16 protein-coding genes and 1 pseudogene are annotated in these 14,884 nt (G+C 67.6%); 13 read left to right on the top strand and 4 right to left on the bottom strand.

Going from position 1 to position 14,884, the window contains the following annotated elements:
• Positions 1–119 precede the first annotated feature (119 nt).
• The gene (locus AB0C46_RS13925) at positions 120–209 is read right to left on the bottom strand and encodes a hypothetical protein (protein WP_362828038.1); all 90 of its coding nucleotides are present in this window, start codon (positions 207–209) and stop codon (positions 120–122) included.
• Between AB0C46_RS13925 and AB0C46_RS13920 the strand changes: the two genes are divergently transcribed.
• From AB0C46_RS13920 to AB0C46_RS13880, 9 genes and pseudogenes are all read left to right on the top strand, one after another.
• The gene (locus tag AB0C46_RS13920) at positions 193–483 is read left to right on the top strand and encodes a hypothetical protein (RefSeq protein WP_362828037.1); all 291 of its coding nucleotides are present in this window, start codon (positions 193–195) and stop codon (positions 481–483) included. The two genes, AB0C46_RS13925 and AB0C46_RS13920, sit on opposite strands and share 17 nt — an antisense overlap.
• A 295-nt stretch (positions 484–778) precedes the next feature.
• On the top strand, positions 779–1,390 hold the full coding sequence (locus AB0C46_RS13915; RefSeq protein WP_362828036.1) for a DUF4913 domain-containing protein: 612 nt from the start codon (positions 779–781) through the stop codon (positions 1,388–1,390).
• Between the two features lies 1 nt (position 1,391).
• Positions 1,392–2,126 (top strand): hypothetical protein, encoded by a 735-nt coding sequence (locus tag AB0C46_RS13910; RefSeq protein ID WP_362828035.1) that lies wholly within the window; start codon positions 1,392–1,394, stop codon positions 2,124–2,126.
• A complete protein-coding gene (locus AB0C46_RS13905) occupies positions 2,123–2,599 on the top strand; it encodes a hypothetical protein (RefSeq protein ID WP_362828034.1) in 477 nt (158 codons plus the stop codon). The genes AB0C46_RS13910 and AB0C46_RS13905 overlap by 4 nt, the downstream gene beginning before the upstream one ends.
• Positions 2,600–2,763: 164 nt before the next feature.
• Complete coding sequence (locus AB0C46_RS13900) at positions 2,764–3,558, top strand: winged helix-turn-helix transcriptional regulator (protein WP_362828033.1); 795 nt, start codon at positions 2,764–2,766, stop codon at positions 3,556–3,558.
• Positions 3,559–3,563: 5 nt separating this feature from the next.
• Positions 3,564–4,508, top strand: coding sequence for a DUF317 domain-containing protein (locus tag AB0C46_RS13895; RefSeq protein ID WP_362828032.1), 945 nt, complete (start codon positions 3,564–3,566; stop codon positions 4,506–4,508).
• A gap of 155 nt (positions 4,509–4,663) precedes the next feature.
• Positions 4,664–5,179: pseudogene (locus tag AB0C46_RS13890) on the top strand (DUF317 domain-containing protein); the annotation flags it as partial.
• 259 nt (positions 5,180–5,438) lie between these two features.
• Positions 5,439–5,663, top strand: a complete 225-nt coding sequence (locus AB0C46_RS13885; RefSeq protein WP_362828031.1) for a hypothetical protein — start codon at positions 5,439–5,441, stop codon at positions 5,661–5,663.
• Positions 5,660–5,974 (top strand): hypothetical protein, encoded by a 315-nt coding sequence (locus tag AB0C46_RS13880; protein WP_362828030.1) that lies wholly within the window; start codon positions 5,660–5,662, stop codon positions 5,972–5,974. Before AB0C46_RS13885 ends, AB0C46_RS13880 begins: the two co-directional genes overlap by 4 nt.
• Before the next feature lie 541 nt (positions 5,975–6,515).
• Here the strand turns inward: AB0C46_RS13880 and AB0C46_RS13875 are convergent.
• Entirely contained in the window at positions 6,516–6,710 is a 195-nt protein-coding gene (locus tag AB0C46_RS13875; protein WP_362828029.1) for a hypothetical protein, read from the bottom strand.
• A 206-nt stretch (positions 6,711–6,916) separates the two neighbouring features.
• Between AB0C46_RS13875 and AB0C46_RS13870 the strand changes: the two genes are divergently transcribed.
• The 4 genes from AB0C46_RS13870 to AB0C46_RS13855 all read left to right on the top strand — a co-directional run bounded on the left by AB0C46_RS13870 (position 6,917) and on the right by AB0C46_RS13855 (position 8,332).
• On the top strand, positions 6,917–7,288 hold the full coding sequence (locus tag AB0C46_RS13870; RefSeq protein WP_362828028.1) for a DUF317 domain-containing protein: 372 nt from the start codon (positions 6,917–6,919) through the stop codon (positions 7,286–7,288).
• A gap of 51 nt (positions 7,289–7,339) precedes the next feature.
• Positions 7,340–7,633 carry a hypothetical protein gene (locus tag AB0C46_RS13865; protein WP_362828027.1) on the top strand — a complete coding sequence of 98 codons (294 nt, stop codon included), beginning with the start codon at positions 7,340–7,342 and terminating at the stop codon, positions 7,631–7,633.
• A 58-nt stretch (positions 7,634–7,691) separates the two neighbouring features.
• Entirely contained in the window at positions 7,692–7,916 is a 225-nt protein-coding gene (locus AB0C46_RS13860) for a hypothetical protein (RefSeq protein ID WP_235445539.1), read from the top strand.
• A gap of 233 nt (positions 7,917–8,149) precedes the next feature.
• Complete coding sequence (locus tag AB0C46_RS13855) at positions 8,150–8,332, top strand: hypothetical protein (RefSeq protein ID WP_362828026.1); 183 nt, start codon at positions 8,150–8,152, stop codon at positions 8,330–8,332.
• A 49-nt stretch (positions 8,333–8,381) separates the two neighbouring features.
• Here the strand turns inward: AB0C46_RS13855 and eccCa are convergent, their stop codons facing one another.
• Together eccCa and mycP are read right to left on the bottom strand one after the other, a co-directional pair.
• A complete protein-coding gene (eccCa, locus tag AB0C46_RS13850; RefSeq protein ID WP_362828025.1) occupies positions 8,382–12,368 on the bottom strand; it encodes a type VII secretion protein EccCa in 3,987 nt (1,328 codons plus the stop codon).
• Positions 12,369–12,377: 9 nt separating this feature from the next.
• Complete coding sequence (gene mycP, locus AB0C46_RS13845; RefSeq protein ID WP_362828024.1) at positions 12,378–13,604, bottom strand: type VII secretion-associated serine protease mycosin; 1,227 nt, start codon at positions 13,602–13,604, stop codon at positions 12,378–12,380.
• Positions 13,605–14,884 lie beyond the last annotated feature (1,280 nt).

Genomic DNA, 14,884 nt, shown 5'->3' with positions numbered 1-14,884 from the left:
ACGCTCCAGCGTGACCACATCGACCGACTCACCGACGAACTCTCTGGGGTATTCGACGGCACGCATCTTTCTGCTCAAGTCGGTTCGTTGGAAAGGAACATCGCGCTCTTCCGCAGCACTTACTGGCGCCAGCACCTGACCGCCCACGGCCCGGCGAACGAGCTACTTCTTGCCTTCCAGGCCCAGTACCGATTGCCCGAGCGTTTCACGGAGATACTGGCCGAGGCCGCGGACTACAGCCGATTGGTCCAGAACCAGGAAAGCCAGCAGATCAGCGGCGCTCTCGGAGTCCTCACCATCCTCGGCCTCCCCCTCGGCACAGCTCTCAGCGTCCTCCAGGTCCTCGGCGACCAGTCCGCCGCCCACCTGCTCGTCGCCCTCGGCCTGTCGATCGCCGCCACCGCCGCTGCCCTCACCACACGGTACGGACGCCTCGTCATCTCCTCCCTCCGGGGTGGTCCCGGCCCTGAACCGCCCGCCTAAGAGCACACCCACACTTGGCGTGCCGCCGCGAGGGGCACCCTTCGTCGGCGTCGCGGATCAACATCAGCCACACCGTGACCTCGTCCGCGTGCCACCGCTATGAAGCGGAACAACGGCAGTACCACCGCCGAGAGCCCCGACCGGAAGGCCAGCGTCCCTGTGTGCCGGTTTCATCGCAGGGCTACTCGCATCGCCTAGAGCTCTGAGCGGTGCTTCTACACCAAATTCCTGGCAGGGCCAAACCCCGTTTTCTCCGGAACCTCGACACCCCACACGTTCATGCCAAGGGGTATCGATGTCTGAACCCGCTCACGACAGCGAGCCGGTACGCATACCGGACCACGACCTGGACGACCTCGTCTCCACCGTCACACAGCTCGTCGCGGAGAGCCGCAAGCAGGGCGAGACGCTCGCCCGGCTCACCGACGAACAGCCACCCCACCAGGACGGCGAACACGACAAGCCGGGTCGCATGGAAGGCGCCACGCCGGCCTCCGCCCCGGCAGGCAGCGATTCGGCTGCCACCGGGGCGGAGGGGCCGTCCTCCATCTTCATCCTCGCGCTCGACGGCAAGGCGTACGCCGAGGAACTCGCCGCACTGACCATCTGGGTGCGCCACCTTCTACTGCCGGTCTACGGGCGGGAGATCACCACCGGCCGCCCGTGGTGCCAGCAGTGGCACGAGCACCCCGAAGCCGTCGCCCGGCTTGACGCCCTATGGCTCGCCTGGCAGCAGCTCACCGATATCGAGGCCGGCCCCACCGGCCCCTCGGTGTGGCAGCGCGACCACCTCGACCCGGCCCTGCTGCAACTCCGCGCACCGGACGGTCCGTTCGGTGCGTGCACCACCAGCCCGGCCCGGCCCAACCACCGTCTGCTGGCCTCGCCCGAGCCTGCCGGAGTCTGACATGGCCGACTTCCACGGGGTGACGCTGTCGGACGACATGCTCGTGCCTCTGGCCGAGCACGACAGCGTCGATGGCCGCGACACCTACCTGCTGTTGAACGACCGGTCCGCGATCTGGGACCTTCCTGGCACGGCCGAGTACGTCACTCTGCACATCACCCGGGACCTCGAGCAGCGCGCGTTCGGCTTCGAGCACGAGCGCCACCCGGTCATTCCGCTGGCGCAAAACTGGCTCATCCACCAGGGCTGCCCGGCCGAATCTGCGGAGTTGTCCAAGAACCACGGGACTCAGCCCGCCGACGCGCTCACGGCTCGACCAGATGACATGCTCAGGACTAACCCGGATGGCCGGTACACGATTCTCGACCACTCCACCGCCAACCCGTGCTCCTTCGACTTCGGCATCGAGGTCAGCACCCTCGTCCACGACTGCCACCCCGACTCCGCGCACGCTCCTTACCGGATTTTCCTTGAGGAGACCACCAAGGACTTCCACTCCTACACAGTGTGGGAGGGCGCCTTCCCCACCTCCGAAGCCGCGGACACCTGGGTCCAGGAGCGATCCACGCCACTTCCCCTGGCTCCAGCACCCGACGGCACAGTCGGTCTGCGGGCAGAAGCTTCGCGTGTCCGCTCGCCGGTCGAGACCGGCGGCCCCGCCATGCCACCGGCTGCCGTCGTACCGTCTCGATCGGCGGCGGCTGCGCCGGCACGTGTACATCGGAGCGCGCCATGAGCCGGGCCCGGTACGCCTTCGCCGCTCATCCCGAGGCCCTCGCCGACCTGCGGTCCGTCCCGGAGGACATCCGCGACCTGGCGCTGCTGGAGTTGCAGCACCTGGTGCACGGCAACGAACGCGGCGCCGCCCTACACCGTGAACTGGCGGGCTGCCACAAGGTCTACGTCGATCCGGAGACCCGGTGGCGGCTGGTCATCCAATACCGGGACGCCCCGGCCTCCTCCCAGCACAAGCGGGAGATCTACCTCCTGGCCGTCGGCGAGCGTCAGGACCAGGCCGCCTACCGCACCGCGGCGCACCGGCTCGAGCGCGAGCGGGAGGCATCCGCCGCCACGCAGCCCCTCGCGCGTCGGGCCCAGGCCGCCGGGGCCCGCTCCCCGCACAGCAGCAGCCGGGCCAACGGCCATCCGCAGACGCCTGCGCCGGCGGCTCCCGCCACGCAGCCACGGGCACGGCACGCCCGCTCCTGATCCCTAGCTCACCGCACACGACTACACGAAGGACGTTCATGTCCCCCGCCACCCTGCCCACCACTGCGACGCCGCCCCACTCCGCTCCCCCGAATACACCCGCGCCTCCAGGACGCTCCGTGCACTCCCGCTGACGCCACCCAACGACTTCCGGAGAACTGGACATGCCCGACCACCGCATATCGGCATACGACGCCAAGCTCGTCAGCAAAGCGGTCGACCGCCTCGCTCCCCGCTGGACCACCTGGGCACTGCAGACCATCGCACAGGACGGCCAGATGCGCTTCGCGGAGATCAATGCGGCACTGCCATGGCTCGGCACCCAGAACGCGCAATGGGTTCTGCGCCGCATGCTCACCGACGGTCTCCTGGACCGACCGCAGCTCGGTCTCTACGAGGTCTCCGCGCTCGGCCGCACCGCACACAACGCCCATGGGGCGCTTGCCTCCTGGCACCGCGCCCACTTTTCCGACGGCGGCCCGCCGCTGGCCGAGGCGGAGCGAACGGAGGACACCCTGCGCCGGTTGCGCGGCAAGGGCGCCATCGACGTCCTCCACGCACTCTCCCAGCGCGGCCCCCTCCCGAACGGCCAGCTGCGCAAGGCCGCCGGCCTCGCCACCGGCTCCTTCCACTACCGCCTCCAACAACTCCAGGCGGACCAACTCCTCACCCGCACCGGAACCTCCCACCGCGCCTACGCCCTGGCACCGGCCGCCGAGGCGCTTGGGCCCGTGTACGCCGAACTCACGGCCTTCGCCCGCGGAGCCGAGCCAGCGATCACATCCGCCTCGGCCAAGCCCAGCCCCACCACTGGACGCACCGCCAGCGCGGAGCGAGCGAACGCCGCCGTACGACGGAGCCCCTCGGCCTCCTCCGGGATGTTCTCGCATGTGCCAGCACCCCAGCCACTGGTCCCGGCCCACGTCACTGCGCTCTCCCACCCCTCACGGACCAGGTGACCCGCATGCCCACCGCCAGACCCCGCAGCCACAACGGCGCCCGCGCGCACCACGCGGGCGCCCGTGCACCACCCCGTTCGGAGTTGCTCCTCATGCCCACCACCGGCCCTCACACCCTCGCCCCGGGCACCGATGTCCTGGTCACCCCCGGCTACCTCGCCGGCCCCGGCCCCAGCGATGCCGTCTTCAACACCCTTGACTCCGCGGCAGGCTGGACCAAGGTCATGGCCTTCGGCACCGACACGTACTACACCAGCCTCTGCCAGCGCGTACGCATCGCCAACGCGGCCGAGAGCCACTACGGCGGCTGGACGATCTCGTATGCCGAAGACCCGCTCGGCGTACCGGACTGGATCACCACCTTCGACCGCGACACTCCCCAAGAGATCGTGGCGGCGTTCACCGACACGCTTGTCGACGGGTTGCCCAACCATTTCGCCGATTACCTCAGCGGCGGCAAGCACCACACCACCAAGACCCCCGCCACCCTGTTCTCAAGTCACCAGTGGGAAGCCGTTCGGGGTGCCCGGCCGTTCCGTACGGTCTCGCCCGATGGTCACGCCGCCTTCCGGATACGCGGCGGCTGGCTCCATGAGTATGACGAGCTGCTCGATCCAGAGAAGTCGACCTGGCGTATGTCCGCCGGGCCCGATCCCGTCTCCACGCCGAGCTGGCAGGCGTACTTCAGCGGGGCCACCCCCGAGCACCTCATCACCGCATCGGCCACCGCCCTCACCGACCCAGAGCCCGTGGCCCGCGCCGCACACCACATCCCCTATCGCCACCGCTCCCTGATCGAGATCCGGCCCGTGCAACGCAGCGTCGCTCCGCGCACCGAAGCGGCACTGGCACGCAGCCCACGCACCGAGTCGAAACACGCTCTCCAGCTCCCGGCCACCGCAGCTACTCCCCTCACGCCTCGCACCGTCGGCTCGCGCCGTCAGCGCTGACCTTCCCATCCCGCACCTTGGAGTCCGGTCATGTCCACCCACACTCCCGACGGGGACGTCTATGTCTCCCCGGTCTACCTCGTCGGCTCCACCTTCACCGGTGACCCCGCCCTCCAACCACTCCTCGACCAGGGGTTCCACCCCACCGCGACGAACTGGCGAACATCTACGTCTCGTCGCCCGAGCAGCACCTTCGACTCGGTTATCTCCCGGAAGGCGAGGACTCCACCTTGTGGAAGATCGCCGCGCACTCCGACCCGTTCGGCTCGCCCCGCTGGCTCGCCACCTTCGACAACAGCACACCCACGCAACTCGTGACAGCCTTCACCACCGCCCTGGCCCGCGACTACGCACACGGCCCCGACGCCTACCTCTACGACGGCCCCGGCAGGTATGGCAGCACCGGCAGGGACCAAGGCTTCGAGCCTCTCGTCAATGCCGGCTGGCGCACCGACAAAGGGCCGCACCTCAGCGTCTCCGTCGCACCCGATGGCCTTGCGGAAATCAGCCACGTCCGAGGGCCTCTGGATCATCGGGCCGAGCTGTCCGGCTACCAGTACCGCTGGAGCGCCAGTGGCGGGCGGGAGGGACACGACTCGCACTGGCATGCAACGTTCACTACGCACACCCCTGCTCACCTGGTCGCCGCCGCAACGACCGCCCTCGCAGACCCCACACCGGTGGCCCGGTACGAGGCCCAGCTCCCGGCCCACCATCGCAGCGCCGCCCGGATCAGCCCGATCCCGCCCCCAGTACCGAGCCCGCTCGATGCCCGTCGCGCGGCGGCAGCACGCGCCCGCTCCGCCAAACACCGCACTCCCACCACTCTCCGGCGATTCCAGCAGCCATCGGAGACCCCAACGCCACCCTACCCACGCGCTCCACCCGCCGCCGATGACCTCCGATGCCACCTCCACGAAGGACTCGCCCATGCCTCATCCAGCCTCGGACCACTCCTCGCACCCCACGCCCAGCTCGGGACCGTGGGCGCTGGACGACGACCTCGGACACCGGCTACGAGCTGCCGTACAAACGCTGCTCGACTCGCTCCCCTCTGCCATGGACGACATGGAGCTGCGCTTCTCCGACGCTCTCGTCGGCGGGGGTGGAGTCGTCTGCGACCTGCCGAACTCGACTCGTCCTGGGCTCCATTGATCGAGTCCGATGCCCTGCGACTCGTCGTCGACGCCGCCGGGCTTCGCACGTCGTCGACGTTCTCCCCCGGCATACCGCGCATGATCGCCACCCTTGACGCTCAGCCACTCGAAGTGCAGCAGGCCCTCATCGAACGAGCCGCGGAACGCTTCACCGGCCGCGACGAGACCATCCCGAACTCGCACTTCATCGCTACCTGTTCGCGCTCTCCCAACCGGAACGCCGGGACCGGTCAGGCTTCGGCCGTCAACGCCGCTGGCCGCACCACCACACCCCGCCCGTCCACAGAAACCCGACACCGCTCTCGCTGATCAACCACCCCACGCCACCCCCAAAACTGGGAGCCACGTGTGTCCGACGCATCCGACCTCACCGCTGCCGACAGCATGATCGCCGCCGCCTGGGGACACCCCCCGTAGACGAGCTGTACGACTACCTGCGCGAAGGCAGCACCCACGACCCGGCACTCGTAGCGGCGCTACGGATACGCACGGCGCTCGTCATTGACGACAGCGACGTCGCCGTGCATCGGGAACGGCTACACAGCCTCACCCACAGGCGTCACGTCCCGCTCCACCACGACCTCCAGCAGCTCAGCTCCTCATCGTCCGAGCTGCTGACCGCCCACGCTGCGAACCACGCCCGCCTCCACGCCATCCGCTCCATCATCGACGCCTACCCCGAAGGGCACCTTGCCCAAGGACTCACACGGTCCCTGGACCGCTCTGCGGCCGTGCGCGCCGAGGCAGCGCGCGCACGTTCGTCCACGCCGGCACCCGCGCCATCCACCGATACTCAGAACGCCCACGCGGCGAGTGCCGGACCACGCAACGAGGCGCGCTCGGCCCGTCGTTAGACAGCATCGGCCACACCATGCCGGCCCCTGCCCCGCCCGCCCGTGGCGTCGGCGCCGACCAGCCGCGCCAGCTCCTCCACGCTCAGCTCGACCCGTCTGCCGTCAGCCATGCGGGCCCGGCCCAGGGACGCGGCTTCCGCATCGTCGACCGCCTCCTGGTACGTACGGATCTCTTCGCACCTCCAACCCAACCTCCTACATCGATCGGTCGCCCCTGAAGCAGCAGCCCCTGGGGCGACCGATTCATTCCCCCTTGCACGGACATCAGCGGCCGGTCCCCTTGTCAGTTCGCCCACGGCAGACGCACACCGCCGGACAGGACTGGAGACCCCCTCCCAGACCATGTCAACGTACGGACGCCGCAAAAAACCGCAGGTCAACGAAGGGATTAGCGCTCGTGACGCTCACTGCCACCGACCCGTTCCACGCTCCCGCCGCGCTTCCGTTCGCCGCCCCCGGCGAGCGTGAATGGCTGCTCGACTGTCACTGTGCAAGCCCCGTAACCGACCTCCTCAAGAACCAGGGGTGGGACGTCGTCTCCGACCTGGACTGCAACGTCCACTGCTCCAGCCCCGACCACCGCGTGTACGTGGGATTCCTCCCCGAGAACCCCGCAGCGGCACGCGGCGAGCTGTGGCACATCACCGTCAAGGGGACGGACGGTACAACCGCCTGGCACCAGACCTTCGGCGACGTTCCCGCACAGGCCGTCGTCGGGTTTCTCGCTGCCCTTATCGCCGCCCCCAGCCGCCACTGCGCCTGTATCTGACCACGCAACCGGCGAAAGCCGGACGCCCTCCCCCACTGCACAGGAGGCCCCATGCTCCGTCACTCCATCACCGTGACCGCGTACCACGCGGACCGGACCATCTGCCCCTCCGCCCATCGGCGCACCACGGGCGGTACACCGCTCACTGAGGGATGTACCGGACGGGAGCGCTTCATCGCGACGTGCAACTGCAAGAAGTGGACCAGCAGCCCCTCGTCCACCAAGTCCTACACCGCCGACCAGGGTAAACGGCACCGCGCCGACCAGCTCCAGCCGAAACCCACAACAGCCCCGAAGGGACCCGAAGTCCTGTACGAGCTGCTGCAGCTCGACGCCGAGGACTGACCCGGAGCGCATCCTCAGACCCACCTCTCCTCATCGCCGCTTCTCCAAGGAGGCTGCCGTGCCGTACGAGATCACCGTCCGCCAGTTGATCCGCCAGCTTCAGACCGTCGACCCCGACCTCCCCGTGTACTTCGCCATCAACCCCGATTGGCCCCACGCCTACCGCATCGGCCAGGTCATCGAGATAACCGGACCAGACGGCGCCGTCTACATCGCCGAGAACGGCCAGCAAGACGTGCTGCCGCCCGCGGTCCGCAACCAGCTGAACTGGGCGGATGTGTGACCTGCCGATCCTGCTCGCGCCGACCGGCGTCTATCAGCCTCCCGGCCCCATGCCTGATCCTCAGTGATCTCATCCGTCGCCCCATGCCCGACTCCGTACGCGGTGCCCTCATCCGCTCGATACCGCCCATCCCCACAGAACCGATCCGCGCTGTCTGGGCGCCCATCGCAAATCCCAGCCGGCTCCGCCCCGGCTCCATCGTGCTGCACTGGGTTCCCAGTGCCCGAGGAGGCATGGATGTCACCGCTCGCCTCGGTCTGGCCACGGCGGAAGTCACGCTCGCCACGTGGCCGAGCCTCCGCGGTGACTGGACCCCCATAGTCCATCCCACGCTGTTCGAGGTCACCGGTCTCCACGCCGCACTGTCCGTCGCAACCGATGCATTGCATCTCGCGAACCAATTGGCGGACAACTGAGCCCACATCACTCGGCCAGACCGTCGAGTGCTGGTCTGCCCCCACTGACTCACTTGGGGGCAGACCAGCCGATTTGGATGACGCGAGATCGCTGCCGAGGAGAGACCCATTGAGCCCGCCCGGGTGGCATGGGCTCAGCCCTCGTAGTGCCTACCAGCGGTCCTTCATCGGGGTTGCCCGACAGAATGACACCTGCGGCTCCGAGCTCTTTGAGGCGTCGGGTCACCGGGTCGAACGCGGCGCGGGCTGCGCCGGCGGTACTGCGGGCGACGATGACGCGGAGGCCGATGTCCCGGGCATAGGGAAACAATTCGACCAGTGCTTCGAGGGGATTGCCGGAGGGGAGTGCGACGAGGTCGTAGTCGTCGATGACGATGAAGATCTCGGGGCCGTTCCACCAGTTGCGGGCGCGCATCTGCTCGACGGTGACCTCCTCCGTCGGCATCCGGGCTTGGAGGATCGGGACGAGGCGCTTCAGGCCGTCTTCGAGCGATGCCGAGGCGGGAGCGTAGTGCAGCACGTGGTCCTCCGGGAGCTGTCCGTGCAGCCCCCGTCGGTAATCTCCGACGACCGCCAGAGCTTCATGGGGCTGGTGCCGTTCAGCCAGCCGCCGGGCGAGCAGGCGCAGCAGCGAGGACTTCCCGGACTCGCTTTCGCCGTAGACCACCAGGAGCGGATCGGTGTCGAAGTTGAGGTAGACCGGCGTGAGCGTCGATTCGTCGAAGCCCACAGCGAAGCCAAGATCAGGTGTTTCGCTCGCCTTGGGGAGGGCGTCCACGTGCAGGCGATCGGGGAGCATGCGTACGGGTGGGCACACCGGCCCGTGCCAGTGGGATGCGATGGCCGCGATCAGCTCGGCGGAGCTTTTGGCGTCATCCGTAGGGTCGTGCATGGCATGCGGGCAAATGGCTCGCGGCAGTGCGGCGACGTAGTGCAGGCCGCCTTGGGCGAGACCGTGTCCGGGGCGGGAGGTGGGCACGTTGCGGGCGCGTCTGCGGTCGTGTTCGGAATCCAGAGGGTCGGCCATCCGAAGTTCGAGCCGGGTACCGAGTTGGTCCTTCAGAGCAGGGCGGATCTCGTTGTACCGACCGGCCGTGAGGATGACGTGAATGCCATAGGCAAGACCTCGAACGGCCATGGCTTCGACGTCCGGGATCAGCGGTTCGTGCTCCCGCTTGAAGGTGCCCCAGCCGTCGATTACCAGGAAGACATCGCCGAAGAGGTGATCGGAGTAGTGCCCCACGGCCCGTCGTCCGCGGTAGGTCCGGATGGAGTCGATGTGATGGGCCCGGAAGAACTCCTCCCTCTCGTCGAGGATCTCCCGCATCTCCGCGACGGTCCGTCGCACCTTGGCCGCATCCAGCCGGGAACAGACGCCCCCCACGTGCGGGAGGCCGGCCAGAGAGGACAGGCTGCCGCCGCCGAAGTCCAGGCAATAGAACTGCACCTCGCGGGGCGTATGCGTCAGGGCGAACGCCATGACGAGGGTACGCAGCAGCGTGGACTTCCCCGACCGTGGGCCACCGACCACCACGGTGTGGCCCTGTGAACCGGAAAAGTCGCAGCGAAGGGTTTCGCGGCGCTGCTCGAACGGCACGTCGGCGATGCCCAGCGGGATGACCAGGGACATCTCCCGCCACTCGACAGGCTGCAGGCCCCGTTCGGACGTGACCATCAGCGGGGGAAGTAGATCACCGAGGGAAGGGGACTCTTCGAGCGGGGGCAGCCAGACCTGCTCTGCCGCCGGTCCTTGGTCCCGAAGCCGCTCCACCAGAATGTCCAGTACGGAAGGGCCTGTGCCGCCTCCCTCTGGCGGTGCCTCATCATCACTAGTCAGGCATCGATCGGCGCCCTCGATGATGGACTCGGCAGTGAACAGCATCGGGAAGAGGTCTTCCCGACCGCCGGAGGCGGTGGTGCGCCGGGGACGGTAGAGGCCAGAGACGTAGGCGGCCTTGAACTGGGTCAGGGCTTCCGTTCCATGACTCAGAAGGCCCACTCCAGGGACGTTGGGCAAACGGTATGCGTCGGTGACGCCGAGGGCGATGCGGGACTCTTCGGCCGAGAAAGTGCGCATCACCAGTCGGTAGGACAGGTAGGTGTCCAAGCCACGCAGCCGGCCTTCATCCACCCGCTGTGAGGCCAGCAGGAGATGTACGCCGAGCGAGCGGCCGATGCGTCCGATCTGCAGGAACACGTCGATGAACTCGGGCCTGGCTGCAAGCAGTTCGCTGAACTCGTCCAGGACGATCAGCAGCGTGGGCAGCGGCTGCAGCGGTGCCCCTGCTGCTCGGGCTCTCTCGTAGGCGCCGATATTCGCGAAGTTGCCGCTGGAGCGCAGCAGTTCCTGACGGCGCAGCAGTTCACCGGTCAGGGCGTCCTGCATGCGGTCGACGAGGGTGAGGTCCTCGGCGAGATTGGTGATGAACGCAGCGACGTGCGGTAGGTCGGCCAGGCCGGCGAACGTCGCGCCGCCCTTGAAGTCGGCCAGGATGAAGTTCAGGGTCTCGGAGCTGTGGGTGGTGGCGAGGCCGAGGACGAGGGTGCGGAGCAGCTCGGACTTACCGGAGCCGGTGGCGCCGACGCACAGGCCATGCGGCCCCATCCCTCCTTGGGAGGCTTCCTTGAGGTCGAGGACAACGGGATTTCCGTCGCCGTCCACTCCGAGCGGTACGCGCAGCCGGTCCTGCACAGTTCGATGCCGTGACGACGGGTCGAGGGTCGTGGGGTCCTCGATGCCCATGAGCTCGGTGAAGCCGAGGTTGCCCAGCAGAGGGTCTTCGTCCTCGTCGTGGCTGGTCCGCAGCGGGGAGAGGGCGCGAGCGAGTGCCGTGGCTTCGACTGCGCTGAGGGTGTCCGGAGTACCCGTGTACGTGGAGCCGGAATTGGAGACGAGGGTCAGGGTATTCGGCTCGACAGCCATACCCGGTCGGCGATCCACTCGACGGACCCCACCCCCAGATGTACGGCGCTGTCGCTGACCGCCGACGGTCGTTTCGAGTTCGAGGACGGTCACGCCCAGAAAACTGTCCCGGCCAAATGGCCACGGAAACGTCGTCGTGGGGCCCGGATCCAGAAGGATCAACACATGGGGTCGGTCGAGCAGCGGCTGGGCATCCGACGCCCAGGCGGGGCGCGTGGAGAAATCCGCAGCAAAGTCCTCTTCGAGGTCGTTGAGCGAGGAATAGATCAGCAGTCGTTGTGCACGTCGGCTGCCAGCGGATTCCCGCTCGGTGGTACGGGCATGCGGCAGCCACTTGATCCACTCCAATTCCGCGCCCGTCCCCGGAGCCGTGACGACCGCGATGCGCACATCGTCCGGTGAGTGCAACGCCGCCAGCTGGCAGACCAGCGACCGAATCGTCCCCTGGACGGTGTCGGTGTCACCCCTGATCGTTAGCCGTGGAAACGCCCGCAGGGACAACGCCAGGGGCAGCTCGTCAAGGTACTCGTACGCTGCAACGAAGCGACGCAGTGCATGCGCGGACAGCGGCTCCCACTCTTCCGCAGGCCCAGCCTGCGGCACCACAAGGCGCGTCGCCAGAGTCTGTGGCCCCAGCCCGACACGTACCTGGGCAAAGTCGTCGTCCGCGGGCCGACGTTCCCACAGTCGTGTGCGTTCAGCGATGACCGCCCAAAGCTGTGCCGACTCGGGGAAGGTCCGGAGTTCGGCCAGGCGCTGGGCGCGTGCGGTGTTCTGCGCCTCCTCGCGAGTGCGGGCAAGGTACTTCAGGTATTCCTGACGTGCCACGTGCACGCCCGATGACGAACCGCGCCGGGCACGGACGAACTGGCCCACCCCCATGGCGGCAGCGAAGGTAAGCATGATGCCGCCCATGATCTTCATGAACGGTGGTGAGCCAGGTAGGAAGAAATAGACCGCCGTGCTGGCCATACCCGCCATGGGCAGCAGCGTCAGGACAACGGATTCGCCCTTGTGCTCCGGCAGTGTGGGCGGCGCCTTCAGTTGCAGCTCACCCTTGGGATAATCAGGGGGCCTGACACGCGGGGGGCGCTTGATGGTGACGGTTGTCAATGGGTCTGGTTACTGCTGGAAGGGCGGACCGGGCTGCTGGTGGCCGTATGGGGAGGGCGGCGGCACGACGGTGCGCCGGCGCTTGACGATGACCACGGCCAGTACGGTCACGAGGCCCAGCGCCACCACACCGACAACACCCCAGATGACGTACGCCGCCCCCCTGTCCTCGGACGAGGAAGCATCGGAGCCGCCAGGCGGCGCAGCGGGAGCCGCTGACGCTGGGGGGCCAGCCGACGCGTCGGGCAGCGGGCCATTCTTCGAGCCGACCGGGATGTCCTCGGTCAAGGCACTGTGGGGGCGGATAAATCCGTAGCCGTAGTGCTTGTCCGGGAGCTTTGCGCCGGTCACAGAATCGGGCAACTTTGCAGTCTTTACGAGGCGGTTGGCGACCTGGCCGGCCGTGAGATCTGGGAACTTGGAGCGGAGTAGAGCAACAGCGGCTGAGGCGTAGGCCGTAGCGTCGGACGTTCCTGAACCCGTCTGATACTGATGGTTTAGCCCCGCGGTGTAAATATCGACACCGGGCGCTGCGAGCAAGTTGTTCGACCCGTAGTTGGACTTTTCCCAGATCTTGCCGGACGAGTCGACAGCACCAACCGAAATCACTCCCGGATAACTCGCAGGATAGTTCGGCTCACTAACCCCGTCGTTCCCGGCCGCGGCCACAACCACCGCATCCTTCTGTCGCGCATAGCGAATTGCGTGTTCCGTGTCCGGGTCTTTGAGGGTGTCTCCTAGAGAGAGGTTGATGACTGAGGCGCCGTGGTCAACCGCGTAACGGATGGCTTGTGCGATTATCTTGAACGATCGGAATTGCAGTTCGCCGTCTACGTTGACGCGCAGAGGTAGGATCTTCGCTTGAGGAGCCAGCCCCCTGATACCTGCGGCGTTGCCTGCCCCGTGGCCATGGCCTGCGATCACGGAGGCCATCGCGGTGCCATGCAAGTCGTCGGTTCCGCGGTCGGCCCGTCCACTGTCCCCGAGGAAGTCTTTGCCGGGCAACACGTTACCTACGAGATCAGGGTGGGTCCCGTCAACGCCGGTATCGATGAGAGCGACAGTTACCCCCCGACCCGTGGATACCTTCTCAACTGACTTCGCATCGAATGCTGACAAGGCCCACTGGTGCTCGCGAATGGAATCCGCGGCCGCCGGGAGCGCTGCCTGTGCGAGGCTGACCACGCACAGCAGCGCCGTCCCACCCGCCGATCTCATCCATCGCTTGAGCGTCACGCCCTGCTGTTTCCTTCCGAACTGTCCGGCCGCGCCTCGGGGCTTCGCTGTTCCGCTGCCTCGGCGTCTTCGTTCGTCTGCGAGTCCGGCATGCCCACAACTCCAGGCACAAGATCGCGCTGCGAGATCCACGTGTCCTCATCCTCAACCAAGTAGTCAGGACGCGACGATCCCCGCCTCTCCTTTTCCTCGCGAGCTGCCCGGCCTCCAGGCGGCACGGCCATCGGCCCGCGCGCTCCTGCAGAGCCAGCCGGCCCCCTGCTCAGAGCCCCACCACGGCTGCGATGCAGGCCGGAACCGCCTTGCGCACTCCGCCCTGGCAACGCGGGCTTGTTTGGCTCTCCCACGACACCGCCAGGACGCCGGGCCATCCCTCCCTGTCGGCCTCGCGCTCCTCCCTTGCCAGACGCGCCCGGACCACCGGCGCCACCGACAGGCGGACGGCCTGCCTGTCCTGGTTGACCGGGAGCCCCTGACACGGCGGACTTCCCCGTACCAGCACGACCGGCCGGGGGCGTACCAGGAATCCGTGGTGTGCCAGGACGTGGCGCTCGGCCGCCCAGCGGACCACGGCCACCGATCGCCGGCTGACCACCAGGCGGCATGACTGGGCCACCAGGTCCCGAACCGAATTCACCGGGTCTGCTGCCGATTACCGAGCCGCCCGAGCTTGCGCTGGGAGGATTGGTGGGCGTGGGCACACCACCACGCACGCCGTCCAATGCCGTGCCGGGGAGCGGTGCCTTTGGCATAGAACGATGCGATCCCGAACCGGCAGGGCTCTCCGTATCCCTGCCGGGCTGCACAGGACGGGGTGATGTGACTTCTCCCCCAGGCGGCCTACCAGAAGAACCGCCAACTGTCTGCCGACCACCCGAACTCGGCCCGGCCTTCCGGGGACTCGCCATGACTGGAAAAACGGCAGCTGCCACATCCGGCGGCGGCACCGTCGAATCCGGCGCAGCGACAGGCTTATCTGGGTTGGTCTTCCCCGGCCCCCGCATGGTTTGCGCCTTGACGTTGTACGACGCCCCGAGCTTCTCCATGTGGGCGGCCGCCTGCAGCGCGATCTCCCGCCCGCGGGACAGAGTGTCCCGGTGCTTCTCCAGCGCATCGCTGGTGCTCTTGCCGTTGGCGAGATCCTGCTTCAGGGTGTCATCGCTGCGAGCACCAAAGTCGCTCAGCCAGTCCGCCCCGTCCTGGACCTTCGATCCGATGGCTTGAAGGATGTTGCCGCTCTTCGACGCTGCCTCGGAGTCCTGCAAGGCTGTGACAGACCT

The sequence above is a fragment of the Streptomyces sp. NPDC048637 genome (assembly GCF_040650675.1).
Classification (GTDB): Bacteria; Actinomycetota; Actinomycetes; order Streptomycetales; family Streptomycetaceae; genus Streptomyces.
This window is presented reverse-complemented; position numbering and strand designations above follow the sequence as displayed.